This is a genomic window from Novosphingobium fluoreni (genome assembly GCF_014196615.1).
GTDB classification, from domain to species: domain Bacteria; phylum Pseudomonadota; class Alphaproteobacteria; order Sphingomonadales; family Sphingomonadaceae; genus Novosphingobium; species Novosphingobium fluoreni.
This window is the reverse complement of record NZ_JACIDY010000001.1, coordinates 351605-370225: the sequence shown is the minus strand read 5'-3', so window position 1 is coordinate 370225 and position 18621 is coordinate 351605. Positions and strand designations below refer to the sequence as shown.

General features: G+C 63.8%; 18 protein-coding genes. 6 read left to right on the top strand and 12 right to left on the bottom strand.

The window, feature by feature from the left end:
- Positions 1 to 17 precede the first annotated feature (17 nt).
- From GGR39_RS01785 to GGR39_RS01745, 9 genes are all read right to left on the bottom strand, one after another.
- Positions 18 to 965: an acetyl-CoA carboxylase carboxyltransferase subunit alpha gene (locus GGR39_RS01785; protein WP_183615617.1), complete on the bottom strand. Its 948-nt coding sequence runs from the start codon at positions 963 to 965 to the stop codon at positions 18 to 20.
- Entirely contained in the window at positions 962 to 2326 is a 1365-nt protein-coding gene (gene accC / locus GGR39_RS01780) for an acetyl-CoA carboxylase biotin carboxylase subunit (protein ID WP_058735684.1), read from the bottom strand. The genes GGR39_RS01785 and accC overlap by 4 nt, the downstream gene beginning before the upstream one ends.
- Positions 2327 to 2328: 2 nt before the next feature.
- Positions 2329 to 2778: an acetyl-CoA carboxylase biotin carboxyl carrier protein gene (gene accB, locus GGR39_RS01775; protein ID WP_183615616.1), complete on the bottom strand. Its 450-nt coding sequence runs from the start codon at positions 2776 to 2778 to the stop codon at positions 2329 to 2331.
- Complete coding sequence (gene accD, locus GGR39_RS01770; RefSeq protein ID WP_058735747.1) at positions 2775 to 3623, bottom strand: acetyl-CoA carboxylase, carboxyltransferase subunit beta; 849 nt, start codon at positions 3621 to 3623, stop codon at positions 2775 to 2777. Before accD ends, accB begins: the two co-directional genes overlap by 4 nt.
- 118 nt (positions 3624 to 3741) lie before the next feature.
- On the bottom strand, positions 3742 to 5472 hold the full coding sequence (locus GGR39_RS01765) for a sensor domain-containing diguanylate cyclase (RefSeq protein WP_246388184.1): 1731 nt from the start codon (positions 5470 to 5472) through the stop codon (positions 3742 to 3744).
- Positions 5473 to 5689: 217 nt separating this feature from the next.
- A complete protein-coding gene (rpsI, locus tag GGR39_RS01760) occupies positions 5690 to 6223 on the bottom strand; it encodes a 30S ribosomal protein S9 (protein ID WP_183615614.1) in 534 nt (177 codons plus the stop codon).
- Positions 6223 to 6702 carry a 50S ribosomal protein L13 gene (rplM, locus tag GGR39_RS01755; RefSeq protein ID WP_183615613.1) on the bottom strand — a complete coding sequence of 160 codons (480 nt, stop codon included), beginning with the start codon at positions 6700 to 6702 and terminating at the stop codon, positions 6223 to 6225. Before rplM ends, rpsI begins: the two co-directional genes overlap by 1 nt.
- A 155-nt stretch (positions 6703 to 6857) precedes the next feature.
- On the bottom strand, positions 6858 to 7604 hold the full coding sequence (locus tag GGR39_RS01750) for an aspartyl/asparaginyl beta-hydroxylase domain-containing protein (RefSeq protein ID WP_343055749.1): 747 nt from the start codon (positions 7602 to 7604) through the stop codon (positions 6858 to 6860).
- Between the two features lie 82 nt (positions 7605 to 7686).
- A complete protein-coding gene (locus tag GGR39_RS01745; protein WP_183615611.1) occupies positions 7687 to 8751 on the bottom strand; it encodes a COX15/CtaA family protein in 1065 nt (354 codons plus the stop codon).
- A 172-nt stretch (positions 8752 to 8923) separates the two neighbouring features.
- Here GGR39_RS01745 and GGR39_RS01740 point away from each other — a divergent pair, with 172 nt between their 5' ends.
- The 3 genes from GGR39_RS01740 to GGR39_RS01730 all read left to right on the top strand — a co-directional run bounded on the left by GGR39_RS01740 (position 8924) and on the right by GGR39_RS01730 (position 10991).
- Entirely contained in the window at positions 8924 to 9277 is a 354-nt protein-coding gene (locus GGR39_RS01740; RefSeq protein WP_246388183.1) for a MerC domain-containing protein, read from the top strand.
- Positions 9278 to 9295: 18 nt separating this feature from the next.
- Positions 9296 to 10291 (top strand): sulfur carrier protein ThiS, encoded by a 996-nt coding sequence (thiS, locus tag GGR39_RS01735; RefSeq protein WP_183615609.1) that lies wholly within the window; start codon positions 9296 to 9298, stop codon positions 10289 to 10291.
- A 169-nt stretch (positions 10292 to 10460) separates the two neighbouring features.
- A complete protein-coding gene (locus GGR39_RS01730) occupies positions 10461 to 10991 on the top strand; it encodes a hypothetical protein (protein ID WP_183615608.1) in 531 nt (176 codons plus the stop codon).
- Positions 10992 to 11000: 9 nt separating this feature from the next.
- Here the strand turns inward: GGR39_RS01730 and GGR39_RS01725 are convergent, their stop codons facing one another.
- The 3 genes from GGR39_RS01725 to GGR39_RS01715 are packed head-to-tail and all read right to left on the bottom strand — an operon-like array spanning position 11001 to position 15649.
- Entirely contained in the window at positions 11001 to 12797 is a 1797-nt protein-coding gene (locus tag GGR39_RS01725) for an AMP-dependent synthetase/ligase (protein ID WP_183615916.1), read from the bottom strand.
- 48 nt (positions 12798 to 12845) lie between these two features.
- On the bottom strand, positions 12846 to 14624 hold the full coding sequence (gene ggt / locus GGR39_RS01720; protein ID WP_425490574.1) for a gamma-glutamyltransferase: 1779 nt from the start codon (positions 14622 to 14624) through the stop codon (positions 12846 to 12848).
- The gene (locus tag GGR39_RS01715; protein ID WP_183615606.1) at positions 14615 to 15649 is read right to left on the bottom strand and encodes a quinone-dependent dihydroorotate dehydrogenase; all 1035 of its coding nucleotides are present in this window, start codon (positions 15647 to 15649) and stop codon (positions 14615 to 14617) included. The genes ggt and GGR39_RS01715 overlap by 10 nt, the downstream gene beginning before the upstream one ends.
- Positions 15650 to 16058: 409 nt before the next feature.
- Between GGR39_RS01715 and GGR39_RS01710 the strand changes: the two genes are divergently transcribed.
- The 3 genes from GGR39_RS01710 to GGR39_RS01700 are packed head-to-tail and all read left to right on the top strand — an operon-like array spanning position 16059 to position 18578.
- Positions 16059 to 16535, top strand: coding sequence for an SUF system Fe-S cluster assembly regulator (locus GGR39_RS01710; RefSeq protein ID WP_183615605.1), 477 nt, complete (start codon positions 16059 to 16061; stop codon positions 16533 to 16535).
- Positions 16536 to 16557: 22 nt separating this feature from the next.
- Entirely contained in the window at positions 16558 to 18039 is a 1482-nt protein-coding gene (gene sufB, locus GGR39_RS01705; protein ID WP_221225896.1) for a Fe-S cluster assembly protein SufB, read from the top strand.
- Positions 18039 to 18578 (top strand): endonuclease domain-containing protein, encoded by a 540-nt coding sequence (locus GGR39_RS01700; RefSeq protein ID WP_183615604.1) that lies wholly within the window; start codon positions 18039 to 18041, stop codon positions 18576 to 18578. The genes sufB and GGR39_RS01700 overlap by 1 nt, the downstream gene beginning before the upstream one ends.
- The last annotated feature ends 43 nt before the right edge of the window (positions 18579 to 18621 follow it).

Sequence of the window (18621 nt, the reverse complement as noted above, 5' to 3'; positions counted from 1 at the left end):
GCGAAAGCCGGGGGGCGTTACCCCCGGCCGATTTTCAGGAAGCGCTCCTCGCGCCGCGCGGTAAGTTCCGCCGGGGCGAGGCCCGACAAGCCATCCAGTTCCTCACCGATCGCACTGGCGAGCGCCGATGCCGTGGCAGTTACGTCGCGATGCGCGCCGCCTAGCGGTTCCGCCACGATCCGGTCGATCACGCCGAGCGAGAGCAGGTCCTGCGCCGTCACCTTCATCGCCTCGGCCGCGTCCGCCGCTTTATCCGGCGTGCGCCACAGGATTGACGAGGCGCCTTCGGGCGAGATCACCGAATAGACCGCGTGTTCCAGCATCAGCACACGCTCACCACTGGCGATGGCGACTGCGCCGCCCGAACCGCCTTCGCCAACGATCACCGCCACCATCGGCACCGGCAGCGAAAGGCATGCCTCGGTGGAACGCGCGATCGCTTCGGACTGGCCGCGTTCTTCGGCCTCGACGCCCGGGAACGCGCCGGCGGTGTCCACCAGCGTGATGACCGGCAGACCGAACTTGCCGGCCATTTCCATCAGGCGCACCGCTTTGCGATAGCCCTCTGGTTTGCCCATGCCGAAGTTGTGCTTCAGGCGGCTGGCGGTATCGTGGCCCTTTTCATGCCCGATCAGCATTACCTTGCGACCGTTCAGGCGCGCAGGCCCCCCCAGGATCGCCTCATCCTCGCCGAAGCGACGATCGCCACCCAGCGGCATGAAATCCTCGAACATATGGTCGACATAGTCGAGGAAATGCGGCCGCTGCGGATGGCGGGCGACTTGCGTCTTCTGCCAGGGAGAAAGCTTGGCGTACGTGCTTTTCAGCAGCGCCGCGCTCTTCTTTTCCAGCTTGTCGATTTCGCTGGCGATATCGAGCTGGCCGTTCTCCGCCGTGGCGCGTAACTCGGCGATACGCGCTTCAAGGTCAGCGATCGGCTTTTCGAAGTCGAGGAAGCTGATCATTCAGCACGCTCCGCCAGCCATTCTTCCAGCCACTTGATCGTGTAGTCGCCGGATCGAAAATCGGCCTCGTCCATCAAGGCCTGGTGCAACGGGATGGAGGTCTTGATCCCGCCGATCACCATTTCCTCCAGCGCGCGCTTCAGCCGCATGATGCAGCCTTCCCGCGTGCGGCCCGAGACGATCAGCTTGGCGATCATCGAATCGTAGTAGGGCGGCACGCGGTAACCGGCGTAGAGCCCCGAATCGACGCGGACGTTCAAGCCACCTGCAGCGTGGTAGTGCTCGACCAGGCCGGGCGAAGGCGCGAATGTCCACGCGTCTTCGGCGTTGATGCGGCATTCGATGGCGTGGCCCCGGAATTCGACATCCTCCTGGCGCACCGACAGCGGATGGCCTTCGGCAACGCGGATCTGTTCGCGTACCAGATCCAATCCAGTGATCGCTTCCGTAACGGGATGCTCCACCTGAAGGCGGGTGTTCATCTCGATGAAATAGAACTCGCCCGCTTCCCACAGGAACTCGATCGTGCCCGCACCGCGATAGGCCATATCGGCCATGGCCTTCGCCACCACGCCGCCCATCCGCTCACGCTCTTCGGGTGTGATGATGGGGGAGGGGGCTTCTTCCAGCACCTTCTGGTGGCGGCGTTGCAGCGAACAGTCGCGCTCACCCAGGTGGATCGCCTCACCTTTGCCGTCACCGAAGATCTGGAACTCGATGTGGCGCGGATTGCCGAGATACTTTTCCATGTAGACAGTGGCATCGCCGAACGCTGCCTTCGCCTCTGAACGGGCCTGCCCCATCTGGCTTTCCAGCTCTTCCGCGTGCTGGACCACCTTCATGCCGCGCCCGCCGCCGCCAGAGGCCGCCTTGATCAGCACCGGATAGCCGATCTCGGCTGCTAGCGCCTTGGCTTCGGCCACATCTTCGATCGCGCCGTCCGAGCCGGGCACCAGTGGCAGGCCCAGGGCACCCGCGGTTCGCTTGGCCTCGACCTTGTCGCCCATGGTGCGAATATGTTCGGGCTTGGGGCCGACCCAGATCATCCCATGCGCCTCCACGATCTCGGCGAACTGGGCGTTCTCGGACAGGAAGCCATAGCCCGGGTGGATCGCATCCGCCTGGGTAATCTCTGCCGCCGAAATGATCGCGGCGACGTTGAGGTAGCTGTCCTTCGCGGCCGGCGGACCTATGCACACCGCATGATCTGCCAGGCGGACATGCATCGCGTCGGCATCGGCGGTGGAATGCACCGCTACTGTTTCGATCCCCATCTCCCGCGCGGCACGGTGGATGCGCAGCGCGATTTCACCACGATTGGCGATCAGCAGGCGCTTGATGGGTCTATCGACGTTAGCCATGGTTAGCCGATCACCACCAGGGGCTGGTCGTATTCGACCGGCTGGCCATTCTCCACCAGCAGCGCCTGCACGGTGCCGGTCTTAGGCGCGGTGATCTGGTTCATGACCTTCATCGCCTCGACGATCAGCAGCACGTCGCCCGCCTGCACGGCCTTGCCGACGCTGACGAACGGCGCGGAGCCGGGTTCGGCCGAGAGATAGGCCGTGCCGACCATCGGCGATTTCACCGCATCGACCGGGGCTGCTGCGACCAGCGCTTCGACCGGAGCGCTCGTCGCCGCAGCCGCGACCGGCGCAGCGGCCAGCGCTTGCGGTACGACGGAAGCGACTACGGGCGCAGCCTGGCGCACCACGCGGATCTTGCGTTCGCCGTCTTCCACTTCGATTTCGGTGAGACCGGTGGCGGCCAGCAGCTCGGCCAGCTCGCGCACGAGTGCGCTGTCGATGTTCACGCTACGTCCTTTCGGGTAAGATAATCGAGCAGGCGCGCCAGCGTTGCGCGCAGCTCAGAGCGGGGCACGACCTGGTCGACCATGCCATGTTCGCGAAGATATTCGGCCCGCTGGAAGCCGTCCGGCAGCTTCTCGCGGATGGTGTCACGGATCACGCGTTGCCCGGCAAAGCCGATCAGCGCGCCGGGTTCGGCCAGATGGACATCGCCTAGCATTGCATAGCTGGCAGTGACGCCGCCGGTGGTGGGATCGGTCAGCACGACGATATAGGGCAGACCAGCGCGCGACAGACGGCGCAGCGCCACGGTGGTCTTGGGCATCTGCATCAGGGACAGGATCCCTTCCTGCATCCGCGCGCCGCCAGCTGCGGTGAACATCACGAAGGCACACTTGCGCTCCACCGCGCGTTCGGCGGCGCGGACGAACGCCTCGCCCACCGCCATGCCCATCGAGCCGCCCATGAAGGCAAAGTCCTGCACGGCCACGATCGCAGCGTGCCCATCGATCGCACCCTCAGCTGCAGTCAGGGCATCGGGGAAGGGATTGGCGGCACGCGCGGCCTTCAGCCGATCGGAATATTTCTTGCTGTCACGGAAGTTAAGCGGATTTTCCGGCACGGTCACCGCCGGCAGCACAGTGTAGCCCGGATCAAGGACCTGTGCGAACCGCGCCTGTGCGCCGACCCTGCCATGATGCCCGCAGCGCGGGCAGACCGAGAGGTTGTCCTCCCACGCCTGGGTAAACACCATTTCGGCGCAAGAGGGGCACTTGGTCCAAAGATTGTCCGGTGTATCGCGCTTGCCGAGTGAACCCAGCGAATTGCGTACCTTGGTTATCCAACTCATGTTTGCGACGCCATGCCCTGTACCGCGGTCGGTTCCCATAGGCGCAACGCCATGGCGATGCAAATGGCGGAATCGCGAACGGTGCGTTCGAAAACGCGGATCGGTGGATCACAAAGTATCAGGCCGCGGCGCGCACCCCGTCCCGGCCGTTGCGCTTGACATCGTAGAGGGCGGCGTCGGCGGCCTCGAAAAGATCGGACCGCGTCATTCCGGGGTGAAGTTGCGCCAGACCACAGCTGAGCGAAACGCGGATCGGGAAGCGCCCGGCATCGGCGATCGGCGTCGAGCGCAGGGTCTGTGCGATGCGCTCGCAAGCGGCGGTGGCGATGGCGACATCGCAATCGAACAGGATCGCGAACTCGTCACCACCCAACCGCCCAACGGTGTCGGTGGCACGCGAGCCCGCCTGCAAACGTTGGGCGACCGTCTCCAGCACCTTGTCGCCGACGGGGTGGCCATGGGTATCGTTGATCACCTTGAACCGGTCGACATCGATCAGGGCCAGAGTCAGCGGGCCGGTGGCGTGGTCCAGCGCATAGATCAGCTGTTCGCGAAAACCCTTGCGGTTCAGCACGCGGGTGAGATCGTCGGTCTTGGCAAGGATCGACATTTTCACTTCGCGCGATTTGCGTTCCGAAATGTCGCGCAAGGTAATGATCATGCCCACTCGCCGCTCGTCTTGGCGGACTACGCCGATCGATGCTTCCACCGTGCGCGAGGGCAGGCCCTCGGGCGCGAAGTCGATGATCGCGGGTGTTTCCTGATCTTCCAGTCCCTGCGCCAGCAGCAAGAGAGAGGGGCTGATCAGCGCTGCGGCCTCTTCTATCGTAAGCCCGACAAGAGCAGCCTGCGGCACGTTCGTCAGCGATTCCAGCTGACCATCGGCCCAGCGGCACGTCCTGGTCTCATCGAAGCTGAGAATGCCCTCGGGCGCGTTGGCGAGGATCAGCTGCAACGCTTCCTGGTGCGCCGCCAGTTCCGCCAGGGCGGAGGCGCGCGAGGTCACCGTAGCTGCCACGGGCAGGGCGGTACATAGCAGGACGCCAAGATAGACCTGGAAGTAGAACGCCTGCGCAAAAGGATCGATCACGATGACAGATAGCGGGCCGGTCCCCGCAAATGTCGTGACGGCCCCCACCAAGGCGATGATCGCAATACCCGCAAACGTGCCCAGACGGCCGAGCCGAAACGAGATCAGCAGCAGCGAAGACATCGGAAGGAACAGGATCGGAAAGCGGGCAAGGCCGAACACGGCAACGCACAAAAGGCCATGGGCGCCCAGCATCGCCAAGGTTTCCGCCCGCTGCGCCAGAGTCTTGCTTTGATAGCACCGCAAGTAGCTGCCATCGAGAATGGCCAGCAGCATCGGCGTGCCAATCAAAAGACCCAGGGAAGAACCGGAAAACCATCGAAGGACGGATTCACCGAACGGTTCGCCAAAACTCAGGTGCGATACGACCGATCCGGCTATCGCCCCGAGCAGGGGGGCGATAAACCCGGCGTAGAGCAGGAACTGGCCACTGGCCCGCGTATTGCCCAGAAAATCGCCGCCAGGCTTGACGTGGCGCGCTAGGAGATGGCCGGCAAAGGCCACCTGCGCCATGTTGATCCCGCCGTAAAACGCCAGACTGAATGATGGCCCGCGCGTGATCGCATTGGCCACCAAGTTGCCGATCCATCCGCACAGCAGGATTGCCCGCCATGCCGAACGTTGTGATTTGAGGAGCAACGCCAGGATCAGTGCGTCGGCTGGCCATACGGTAGCGTGGGAATGGCCATTGCTGGTGGTGTGGATCGTCAATGTGGCGATGAGGCAGTAGCCAAGAGCCGCAATTACGCAGGACCACATCTCCTGACCGCTGCTCGCGGAAATTTTTTCTCTCGCCCCGTCCATGGCTTACGAGATGGCATCAAGTGGTTAACAAGATGATAATCTTAATGGCGACCGCTATGCCCTAGCGGGCAAACCCGTAGGTTCCGATCCCCTATCCGCCGCAGGAGACGTGAAAGAGGGCCCGCAGCATGGCTGCGGGCCCTCTTTCGGCAACCAAATTTCGAAGAGGCGATCAGCGCTTCGAGAACTGGAAGCTGCGGCGAGCCTTGGCGCGGCCGTACTTCTTACGCTCAACGACGCGCGGGTCACGGGTCAGGAACCCGGCAGACTTCACGGCGGCGCGCAGCGCAGGCTCGAACTTGCTGAGGGCCTGGGCGATGCCATGCTTCACAGCACCGGCCTGACCTGACAGGCCACCACCCTTGACAGTGGCGACGATGTCATACTGATCGACGCGATCGGTGATCTGGAACGTCTGCGCGATCACCAGACGCAGGGTTGGGCGAGCGAAATAGATCGACTGATCACGGCCATTAACGGTGATCTTGCCGCTGCCGGGCTTCAGCCACACGCGAGCCACGGCGTCCTTGCGGCGGCCGGTAGCGTAAGCGCGGCCCTGCGCGTCGATTTCCTGCGCCCGCAAAGGTGCGGTGGGGCCAGTGCGAACTGGAGCCTGATTTTCACCCTGCTCGGCGTTCTCGATGGGAGCGTTGGCGGTCAGATCCTTGAGATCGGACAGGCTCGAAACGGTATCGGTGTCGGACATTACGCACCCACCTTGTTCTTGCGGTTCATGGAAGCGACATCGAGCGGCTGCGGCTGGGTGCCGCCGTGCGGGTGCTCGGTGCCGCCATAGACGTGCAGCGCACGCATCTGGTCACGGCCCAGGGGACCGCGCGGAATCATGCGCTCAACCGCCTTTTCCAGGACGCGCTCAGGAAAACGGCCAGCCAGGACCTTGTCCGCGGTGACTTCCTTGATGCCGCCGGCATAACCGGTGTGCTTGTAATAGGTGTGCTGCTTCAGCTTGTTGCCGGTGAAGCGCACCTTTTCCGCGTTGATGACGACGACGTGGTCGCCGCAATCGACGTGCGGGGTGAAGCTGGGCTTATGCTTGCCGCGCAGCAGATCGGCGATCAAGACGGCAACGCGGCCGACCACCAGACCTTCGGCATCAATCAGATGCCAATTCTTCTCAACCTCGGCCGGCTTGATCGACCGGGTGACCTTCGTGAGCGCCTTCATGGCTGGTCTATCCCTATATCCGTTTCGCGCCCAACCGATTCTCCGGCAGCGCGAGAAGGCGGCCCAATCATGCAGATCGGCTGCTAAGTCAAGCTAGAGGCCGCTTTCCAGAGAGGTAAAATGATACCGTTTAGATTGCGGTCCAGCTTTTCGGGCTATCGCACCGCGGCGCTGGCCCGATCCTGCGGCCGATTATGACTGGCTCGCTCTATGGCTCCGGTGATGTCTTTCACGAACCGGGAATGACGGACGCCGAAAAGGAACGCGTTCTGCAGCAAATTGCCGCGCCAGCGACATGGTCGCTTGATCTGAATCAGCAGAATGTAGCGATCTTCGTCCGTCTCGTTCCAGACCTCATGGTTGAACATATCGTCGAAGAGAAAAGACTGGCCTGGCTCCCAGTTGAGGACGTGCAACTTGTCTGGCCCCTCCAGATGCATCCGACACTTCTCTCGTTCCGCCGGAGCCTTGAGCGCTAGGTGATAGGTCAGCATGCCCTTCGTCATGCCCCAATGGCGCGGAATATGTCCGCCCGCTTCTAGAACCGAGAAGTTGGCGGTGACTAGGCCGGGGACTTTTTCGATAGCAGCGCTCGTGATCGGAGCACGCGTTGCGTTCGCCTTGATCCGATATCCATAGCCCTTGAGGAAAAAAGCGCGCCAGCGACGATCAGCGGCGATGCGCCCATGATCGAACGAGATATCACCCAAAGAGGGGATATCCGCCGCGCGGATGCTGATGGCCTCATCACGGATCGCCTGCCACTGTTGCTCAAGCCTTGCGATCCAGGGGAAGAATGACTTGTCGTGCACGGCGGCGTCCGGGATGCGCGAGCTGCGCATGATGACGCGATCGATCCACGGGCGCAGATCCTTGCCGATCTGGAAGAGCGACTTGTTCACGAAGGGAATCTTCCGTCCGCGTGCATTCACGGTGCTTTGCCAATTCACAGTCGCCGTTCTCCCAATAGTCGGAGGAATGTTTTCAAATGCGCCCCGTGGCTGGCCGCCGTCCTAGGGCGTGAACGCCGCAGACCGTGGCGCATAGGACCAGCGCGCCGACGAACTGATGCGCCACGGCGATCCACAATGTCACGCCCGACCATACGGTGAAGATGCCCAGCAGGATCTGCGTGCCGAACGCCGCGTGGATCGCCACCGATACCGGACGGTGCTTCGACTTGATCCGTCGCGCCAACATGATCAGCACGACGACGGCCGCCCAGGCCCACCAGCGGTGGAACCAGTGGACGAAGTATGGATCGCTGAACGGCACCAATGCCGCTTCCACGCCTTCGGGGAAGAAGTGGCCCTGCATCAGCGGCCAGGCATCCCAGCTGCCCCAACCGGCCCCCGCGACGACACCGGCACGCAGACCTGCCAGGAGCGCGCCGTAAAACAACTGTATCGCCACGATCGCCAGCGCGGCGATGCCAAGGCCCGGCACTCGAGCACGCGGTTCCCCGCGCTTCAAGGCGAGCAGATCCAGCGCGGTCCAGACAAGCCCCGCCAAAGTCGTCAGCGCAACCAGCAGATGCGCGGCAAGGCGAAAGTGGCTGACTTTCACATCGTTGACGATGCCCGAACTGACCATCCACCAGCCCACCGCCCCTTGCAGTCCACCCAGGGCCAGCAACGCCAGCAGCCGCGGCTTGTAGCCGCCCGGTATCGTTCCGCGCAGCCAGAACCACGCCAGCGGCACCGCGAAGGCCAGGCCGATCACGCGGGCAATCAGCCGGTGAACCCACTCCCAGAAGTAGATGAACTTATAGGTAGCCAAGGTCATCCCGGCAGGCCCGTTGATCTGGGTGTATTGCGGGGTCTGTTGGTAGGCTGCGAATTCGGCTTGCCACTGCCCTTGCGTCAAGGGCGGGAGGGCTCCTGTCACGGGTTTCCATTCGACGATCGAAACGCCTGATTCGGTCAGCCGGGTGATCCCGCCGACGACAACGATCGCCAGGATCAGCCCCGCCACGATCAGCAGCCAGCGCACCATCGGAATGATGTCGTCACTGGTGCCGATGATCGGTTTTCCGTCGTGCCTTTTCATCGGGTTGTCCCTGCCTTCGTGCCCGGCGATGCGCAAGGGGGCGATGGGGGTGGGGCAATCTGTCCAAGCGAGGGGCGCGATACCTCTTTATGACGATGGTGGGTTGTCGAATGTTACAACATCACATATCTAGGTGGTCATGCCGCAGCCAGCCCACCCGATTCGAGAGCGTATGGATCGCTTCGGCGTGCTGCTGTCGGGTCTATGCGCGGTACATTGCATTCTAGGAATCGTGCTGGTCGGCGTTCTGGGCCTGGGCGGGCAGTTTCTGCTTGCGCCGGAAATCCATGAGATCGGGCTGGCGCTGGCCGTTGCCATCGGTGCCATCTCTCTGGGGTTTGGCGTACTTCGGCATCGCCGGATCGAGCCGGTGATCCTGGGCGGCGTAGGCTTGTCGTTGATGACTGCTGCGCTGTTCGTCGGCCATGGCCTTCCCGAGGCGGTTCTGACCATATTGGGCGTTTGCCTGGTGGCGACCGCGCACATGCGCAACTTGCAAGGGCACAGCTTGCACAAGTCTGCCTGAGCGCTATGTCGCAGGCCTATGACTGCCGATCTGAACCTTACCGTCAATGGCGAAACCCGCCGCGCTACTGCCGGCGCGACCATCGCCGACCTCGTCTCCAGCCTGGAGCTTGATCCCGCGAAAGTGGCGGTGGAGCACAATGCGCTGATCGTTCCGCGCTCGACGCTGGCGGACGTGAAGCTGGCGGACGGTGACAAGCTGGAGATCGTGCATTTCGTAGGCGGTGGCGATCACCTCGCACCTGCGGACGATACGTGGAGCGTGGCTGGCCGCACCTTTCGCTCGCGGCTGATCGTGGGCACCGGGAAGTACCGGGACTTTGCACAGAACGCGGCGGCTCTGGAAGCGAGCGGGGCCGAGATCGTCACCGTGGCGGTGCGGCGCGTCAACGTGTCGGACCCCAAGGCGCCGATGCTGACGGACTTCATCGATCCCAAGAAGGTCACCTACCTGCCCAACACCGCAGGGTGCTTCAATGCCGAGGATGCGATCCGCACGCTGCGGCTGGCGCGCGAGGCCGGGGGATGGGACCTGGTGAAGCTGGAAGTGCTGGGAGAAGCGCGCACGCTCTACCCCAACATGCGCGAGACGTTGGCAGCGACCGAGGTGCTCGCCAAGGAAGGCTTCCTGCCTATGGTCTATTGCGTGGACGATCCGATCGCAGCGAAGCAGCTGGAAGACGCAGGCGCGGTGGCGGTGATGCCGCTGGGCGCGCCGATCGGTTCGGGCCTGGGCATCCAGAACCGGGTGACGATCCGCCTGATCGTGGAGGGCGCCAAGGTGCCGGTGCTGGTCGATGCAGGAGTCGGCACGGCATCCGATGCGGCGGTGGCGATGGAACTGGGCTGCGAGGGCGTGCTGATGAACACAGCCATCGCCGAAGCCAAGGACCCGATTCGCATGGCGCGCGCAATGCGCCTGGCGGTGGAGGCGGGACGCGATGCCTATCTTGCGGGCCGAATGGCGACGCGCAAGTACGCCGATCCCTCCAGCCCACTGGCGGGCCTGATCTGATCTAACCTGATCCGCGCCATTGGGGCGCGGGATTGGGTTCGCCGGGTTGCGTGCCGACCTGCGGAACCGCCGCGCGTGGTGGTTAACGGCTTTGTAACCCACCTATGGTGTTCTGATGGTGCGCGGCGAAGCATGTCCTTTCCGCCGCGGCAGACAGGGGGTCACGATCATGAACCGTGCCGGCACCACCACCAGCGTCACCATCAGCGAACTTCGCGAGTTTGCAGGCTTCACTCCGTGTGAGCAGCGTTACATCAAGCGCAGCCTCGATATCGGGCTGGGGCGGCAGGATGCGTTCAAGCTGTGGGCGCGATCCGATGCCGAAGTGGACGCGATCCGCCGCCAATACGTCGCCTATCAAGACCTGAAGCCGATGCGCGCTATGCTGCGTGAGGATCAGGGTTACGACATACCGGGAGAGTTCTTCGCCCGGCTGTTGCGGATGACCGCGCTCGATCTGGGCCATGGCCGGCTGGGAGGTTTCTCCGCCTATCGCTTTTTGTATGAGCGGCTGCTGGGCGCATGGTCGCGGCCGTGGTTGCCCGGGGCGTTCTGCGGCGCGGCCGCCCTGCCGCAGATCGCGCCCGAGCGGCGCAAGCTGCTGCTGCACTCGATCAGCGAAGCCGCAGCCACCGCGCCGGGCTGGTCCGATCGCGAGCCCAGTTTCTATCCCGAATGGATCGCCAAGGAAGCGGCATGATATGACGGTTCAACGGTAAAGGGCGTCAAGCCGCTCACCATAGCGAGCCTTGATCTTGTGTCGGCGAATCTTGAGGCTGGGCGTCATTTCCTCGTTCTCGATCGCGAACGGCTCCTCGGCCAAAGTGAAGCGTCGCACTTTCTCGATCACGGAAAGCTCCAGGTTCACCCGGTCGACCGCAGCGCGCAGAGCGGCGTTGAATGCGGGATCATCGTTGAGGTTCGACGCGGCTACTCCGTGCGTCTCGGCCCAATTGTCCGCCCACTCACGGTCGGGCACGATCAGGCCGACGACGTAGGGCCGGCGATCCCCCGTCACCATCGCCTGTCCGATTTCAGGCTGCAGCGTCAGCATCGATTCAACTTTCTGGGGTGAGACATTGTCACCCTTGTCGTTGACGATCATGTCCTTCTTGCGGTCGGTGATGCGGATGCGGCCCTTGGCGTCGAACTCGCCGATATCGCCGGTGTGCAGCCAGCCGTCCTGCAGCACAGCCTCGCTGGCGGGGGCATTGTCCCAGTATCCGTGCATCACCAGCTCGCCACCGACCAGGATTTCACCGTCCTCGGCCATACGCACCTTCACACCCGGCAGCGGCGGCCCCACGGTGTCCATGGCGATCCCGGCCCGTGGGCGGTTGCAGCTGATCACCGGCCCAGCCTCTGTCTGCCCATAGCCTTGCAGCAGCATCACGCCGATCGCCTCGAAGAACATGCCGATCTCGGGGTTCAGCGGAGCACCGCCGGATACCAGCGCTTTCAGCCGCCCGCCAAATTTCGCGCGGATTTTCGGCCGCAGCGTGCGGCCCAGCAGCAAGTTTACGCCGCGATCGCCGAGCGTGCCCTTGCCCGCGGCCTTGCGGTTGGCGATGCCCACCGCCTTGCCCATCAGCCAGGCGGCGGCCCCGCCCTGTTTTTCGGCCTGCTTGACGATCCGCGCGCGCAGCACTTCGAAGAGGCGGGGGACGACGACCATCAGCGTAGGCCGCGTCTCCTCGATATTGGCGGCCAGCTTTTCCAGACCTTCGGCGTAATAGATCTGGCCGCCCAGCCCGATCGGCACGAATTGCCCTGCGGTATGCTCGTAGGCATGGCTGAGCGGCAGGAACGAGAGCATCGCCTCGTCATCGGTCCAGCCGAAATCCTCGTCGATCACTTGGGCCACGCCGGCAAGGTTGGTCAGGATCATGCCGTGGTGCTGGCGCACGCCGCGCGGCGCACCGCCGGTGCCGCTGGTGTAGATGATGCAGGCCAGATCCGCGCGGCTGATCGTGGCAATGCGGGCGTCCACTGCTGCGCGAGCGGCGGGAATATCGCCCAGCTTCAGCCCCGCCCATTCATGAACGGTGAACCCGCTCTGCCCGGTGGAGCGCATCGGTTCGAGCGTGATGACATGATCGCAGCAATCGCTCTTGATCACGGCCGGTAGCAGCGCCCCGGCCAGCTTGGCATTGGAAACGATGACCGCCCGCGCGCCGGAATTCTGCAGGACGTGCAGATGATCGCGAGTCGTGTTGGTGGTGTAAGCGGGCACGGTGACACAGCCTGCCGCCATGATAGCCAGATCCGCGATGCACCACTCGGGCCGATTCTCCGACACGATGGCCACGCGGTCTCCCGATTGGAGGCCGATCGTGCGCAGGCGTTCAGCGATGATGCAGACCTGCCGCGCGGCCTCCTGCCAGGTGATTGCCAGCCATCGCCCGTCATGCTTGGTGCGCAGAAACGGCTTGTCCCCCAACGCATCTGCGCGGCGCAGGAAGAGCGAGACGAGGTTGGGCGCTTGCGCGAAATCGCTGAGCTGCATGCCGGCTGGCATCGGTCGATCCTCTCTCTTCCCGTGTACTAGGTCGCTCTATTCGTGCGCGCCGTTCAAATCGTTGGCGCGCCTTGCGATTACGCTGACGTGGCCTGCGGTGTCCATCGCCACGCCTTCACTGCGCGGATCGGCGGCGCCGCGCCACTGACCGTCGACGAACTCCACCGCGTTGGCCTTGAGGCCGAGTGAGCCGATCTTCAGCGTCTCACCCAGCGCCAGCAGTTGCGGCAACATGGCTTCCAGCTCGGTGCCTCGTTCGATCACGCCCGCCTTGGTGCCGGGCGCGAAGACGAGGCCCATGGCGATCGCGTCCTGCGCACTCATGTTCCAGTCGATCACGCCGATCAGCGCTTTGGCCACCTGGCAGATGATCGTCGATCCGCCTGCCGCGCCGATCACCAGACGCACCTTGCCGTCCGGACCATAGACGATCGTCGGCGACATCGAACTGCGCGGCCGCTTGCCGCCCTCGACGCGATTGACCACCAGATAGCCGTCCTTCGCCGGGGCCGCGTCGAAATCGGGCAGCTCGTTGTTGAGCATGTAGCCATCCACCGCGATGCCACTGCCGAAATAGCCGTTGATCGTTGTGGTGACAGATACGACTTCGCCCTTGCCGTCGGCGATGCTGAGGTGGGTGGTGCCCGGATCGTCCTTCACTGGCGCGCGAGTGCGCTGCGGCGCGCCTTGGGGCTTGCCCGGCTCGATCACGGAAAGGCTGCGATTTTCCTGGATCAGCGCGGAGCGTCTGGCAAGGTAGCTGGGGTCCAGAAGACCGGCTACCGGGACTTGCACGAACTGCGGGTCGGCGATGTACATATCGCGATCAGCGTAGGCCAGCCGCTCGGACTCGGCGAGGAGATGCCAGGCAACGGGCGAGTTGCGGCCAAGCCGCGCCATATCGAACCGCTCCAGCTGCTTCAGGATCATCAGCACGGTGATTCCGCCCGAAGACGGCGGCCCCATGCCGCAGATTTTGTACACTCGGTACGTGCCGCAGATCGGATCGCGGTCCTTTGCCGAATACCCGGCCACGTCCGCCGCCGTCATCGGCGAAGGACGCGGCGCAGTGGACAGGGCGCCCGCGATTCGCTGCGCCGAGGCAGGGGCGTAGAAGGACTTGCCGCCATCCTTCGCCAGCCGTTCGAAGGTTTGCGCCAGTTGCGGCACCCGCAATGTCCTCCCGATCGCCACGGCGTTCGTGCCATCGGGAAAGAACAGCGATTTGGCGGGGCCAGTCACGTGGCGGCCGTATAAATCGAGGCCGTTATGCAGCCGCGCCGTGACGACGAAACCTTCGCGCGCCAGCTTGATCGCCGGCTGGAACAAGTCTGCCCAAGGCAGCTTGCCGAAGCGGGCATGGGCATTGGCCATCGTGGCCACCGAGCCGGGAACGCCCGCACTGCGCGCGCCCGCCATCAGTTCGCGTCCGGGGAGGGGATTGCCCGCGCGATCAAGGAACCAGCCAGCAGTCGCAGCTTTGGGCGCACTTTCCCGTCCGTCGATCGTACTGACCGCGCCGTCCTTGCTGCGCACGAAGAACGTACCGCCGCCGATCCCGGAGTTCTGCGGCTCCACCACATTCAGCGCCAGCATCGTCGCGATTGCGGCATCGGTTGCGTTGCCGCCTTTGCGCAGGATTTCCACACCAGCCGCCGCCGCGCGCGGGTCTGCGGCGCTGACGACGCCGGGGGCTGCTTGCGACGGAGGCGGTTGCGGCGCGGGCGTGGAAAGGCCTGTCGTCGTCTGGCAGGCGCTAAGCAGCAGTGCGCCCAGCACGCTCGGAAGCAGGCGCGCGGTCATCCTCATTCGCATCCCACGGCCTCCGCGATCGAGGCGAAGCCATCGCGACGCATCAGCCGTTCCAGGCCCCGGTTGATGGACCTGGCGATCCCGGGCCCCTCGTAGACCATGGCCGAATAGAGCTGGATAAGGCTGGCGCCTGCCAGGATACGTTGCCAGGCATCTTCCGCCGTCTCGATCCCACCCACGCCGATCAGCGGGATCGCACTGCCCGTGGCGCGCCGAAAATCACGCAGCCGCTGCAGGGCTACCAACTTGAGCGGCGCGCCGGAGAGGCCGCCGCTTTCCCCGGCATCGCGTGAGCGCAGCGGCGGGCGGGCGATCGTCGTGTTCGAAACGATCAGCGCATCCAGCCGTCGATCGAGGGCGACGGCGGCGATATCGTCGATGTCGGCAGGTTGCAGATCAGGCGCGACTTTCAGGAACACCGGGACGTTGCGCGCAGGCGTGCCGCGTTCTTCCAACACCGCGTCCAGCAGTTCCTCCAACGCGGCCTTGTCTTGCAGCGCGCGCAGGCCAGGGGTGTTGGGGGACGAGATGTTGATCGTCACATAATCCGCCAGCGACGCGACGGCGCGGAAGGCCTGGCGATAATCGTCGATTCGATCGGCCGAATCCTTGTTGGCGCCGATGTTGATGCCCAGCACGCCCGATTCGCGCTTGCGGCGGGAGAGGCGGGCTACCGCCGCCGCCACGCCGCCATTGTTGAAGCCCATTCGGTTGATCACGGCACGATCTTCGACGAGGCGGAACAGCCGGGGCTTGGGGTTTCCGGCCTGAGGGCGTGGCGTCAGCGTGCCCACTTCCACGAAGCCGAAGCCTGCGCGCAACAATCCGTCGACCGCTAAGGCGTCCTTGTCGAAGCCGGCGCCCATTCCGACAGGATTGGGAAAGGCGATGCCGGCGACTCGGGTTTGGAGGGGGCCACCATGACGGGCACGCGGGGCTGGCAAAACGGAAACCGCTTTGATTGCAAGGCCATGCGCGCGCTCAGGGTCGAGGCGGTAGAGCAGCGGTCGGATAAGAGCGTAAGTCACGGCAGCAGGCTCTAGCCGCTCATCCACTGTGGCTCAATTGCCGCAGGTGCTAACGAGAAAATCGGTGTGGTTCCAAGTGATTGATCCACAAAGGAGCCCAACTGACCATTTTCCATCAAGTTGTCGCGTTTCTACAATGCAACATCCGTTCGGCCACACTAGAGAGGGCCCGCGACCCGAAGGGCTCGTAAGCCGATTGGCGTTCGAGTTCTTTTACACTTAGCGGTCTCCTGCCTTTGCGTGGGAGACCGCTTTTTTCTGTCCGCTTCCAACGTCCGGAACACGGTGTGGTTGCGCGGTGGTTGAAAAGCGGCGGCAATTGGCCTATTTCAAATCAGAGAAGATCGATCCGATTTAGAAAGTCGGGTGGCCGATCACAGTCTGAAACCAGCAACGGGCCTCCTTTCGCATGCGCTTGTCCAGCATGGCAGATTACGCCGTCGTCGTGATGGCCGCAGCCGCGCGGCACTGCGGTGGTGCGCGCGTGTCCGCCGTCCAGCTGGCAGAGGAGACCGGGCTGCCTGCGCCCACCGTGCAAAAGCTTGTCAGCCGCCTTGCCGGGGCAGGGCTGCTGCGCTCTTCCCGCGGGGTCGGTGGTGGCCTGAAGCTGGCGCGCCCGGCCGCTGCGATTTCGGTGGCTGACATTGTCGAGGCCGTCGAAGGGCCGATCGCGCTGACCGCCTGTGTCGAGCACGGTCGGCACGATTGCACCCTAGAGGGCGCATGTGCCGTCCGGCCGCACTGGCCGCTCGTCAACGAGGCTTTGCGGGGCGCACTGGCCGGCGTTCCGCTGACTCGTCTGGCTTTGGACGTGCGCGTGGCAGAACCGGTTTCCGCCTCGGTCCGCGCTGCTCCTTTGCACCAACCCGTCTCCGCTCCCGCGTGAACCCTTTACTCGAGTTCGTAGCATGACTGAACAAACGCTCCTCAAGGATCAGGCCGCCCACGATGCGGCCGCGCGCGTGGCCGATTACGAGCACGGCTGGTCCGCCGATATCGAGCAGGAATTCGCACCCAAGGGCCTGTCGGAAGAGACCGTCCGCTTCATCTCGGCCAAGAAGAACGAGCCAGAGTGGATGCTGGAGTGGCGGCTGAAGGCCTATGCCAAGTGGCTGGAGATGACTCCGCCTGACTGGGCGAAGCTGAACGTGCCGCCGATCGATTACCAGGACGCGTATTATTACGCGGCGCCCAAAAAGAAGGAACTGCTGGGCTCATTGGACGAGGTCGATCCCGAAATCCTGCGCGTCTACGAAAAGCTGGGCATCCCGATCGAGGAGCAGAAGATGCTCGCCGGGGTGGAAGGTGCGCGCAAGGTCGCGGTGGACGCGGTGTTCGATTCGGTCTCAGTCGCCACCACCTTCCGCGCCGAGCTGGAATCGGCGGGTGTCATCTTCCGTTCGATCTCCGAGGCGATTCGCGAGTATCCCGAACTTGTGAAGAAGTGGCTGGGCCGGGTGGTGCCGGTGCACGATAACTACTTCGCCACGCTGAACTGCGCGGTCTTCTCGGACGGCACCTTCGTCTATATCCCTGAAGGCGTGCGCTGCCCGATGGAGCTGTCGACCTATTTCCGCATCAATGCCGAAAATACCGGCCAGTTCGAACGCACCCTGATCATTGCCGAGAAGGGCTCCTACGTCTCGTATCTGGAGGGCTGTACTGCTCCCATGCGTGACGAGAACCAGCTTCATGCCGCCGTGGTGGAACTGGTTGCGATGGAAGATGCCGAGATCAAGTATTCCACGGTGCAGAACTGGTACCCCGGCAACGCCGACGGGCTGGGTGGCATCTACAATTTCGTCACCAAGCGGGGACTGTGCCAGGGCGCGCGCAGCAAGATCAGTTGGACCCAGGTGGAAACCGGCAGCGCGATCACCTGGAAGTATCCCAGCTGCGTGCTGAACGGCGAGGATTCGGTGGGCGAGTTCTACTCGGTCGCTGTGACCAACAACCACCAGCAGGCCGACACCGGCACGAAGATGATCCACAACGGCAAGGGTAGCCGCTCGACGATCATCTCGAAGGGTATCTCGGCCGGCAAATCGAACAACACCTATCGCGGTCTGGTGCGCGTGGGCGCCAACGCTGACAACGTGCGCAACTTCACCCAGTGCGATTCGCTGCTGCTGGGCAAGGACTGCGGCGCGCACACCGTGCCCTACATCGAGGTGCGCAACCCCACTGCCCAGATCGAGCACGAGGCCACCACCAGCAAGATCAGTGACGACCAGCTATTCTACGCCCAGCAACGCGGGCTCGATACCGAATCGGCGGTGGCGCTGATCGTCAACGGCTTCGCCAAGGAAGTCCTCCAGCAGCTGCCGATGGAGTTCGCGGTCGAGGCGCAGAAGCTGCTGGGGATCAGTCTTGAGGGGAGCGTGGGTTGATGACAGCCGAACGCAAGACTCTCGGCGTCAGTCAGGACACAACCGCCAAGGCCGACCCGCAAGCCGGGTTTGCCGCCACCGGTGCACGGCTCGACAAGTTGAAGGATCGCGCCCGGTTGCAACGCCGGGCTCCTACCCCCGCGCAAGCTGCGCTGTGGGAGCAACTTCGCGATTCGAAGCTGGGCGGATTCAAGATTTCGCGCCAGGCGATCGTGGGCACTACGCTGGTCGATTTTGCCTGCCCCTCGCGCTGGCTGGTGGTGGTGCTGTCCCCCGAAGGCCTGACGGCGGAGGTAGAGGCACTGCAGGACAAGAAGCTGACCGACGTGGGCGTGCGCGTGATGCGCTATGCCGAGAGCGCGGTGCTGGATGATCCAGAAAGCGTCGCCAAGTCCATCAGTGTCGAGCTGAACAAGCCTTTCACCAAGCCCGGTGCCCGCCGCGAAGCACCACGGCGCGATGCCGCGCCGCGCTCTTCTTATGGTGCCCGCCCACCACGTCGCGATGGCGGCAGTGGTCGTGGAGGCTACCAGCGGTGATCGCGGAAAAGCCTCACCGTACCAGTGCCGCTGGCAAGAACTG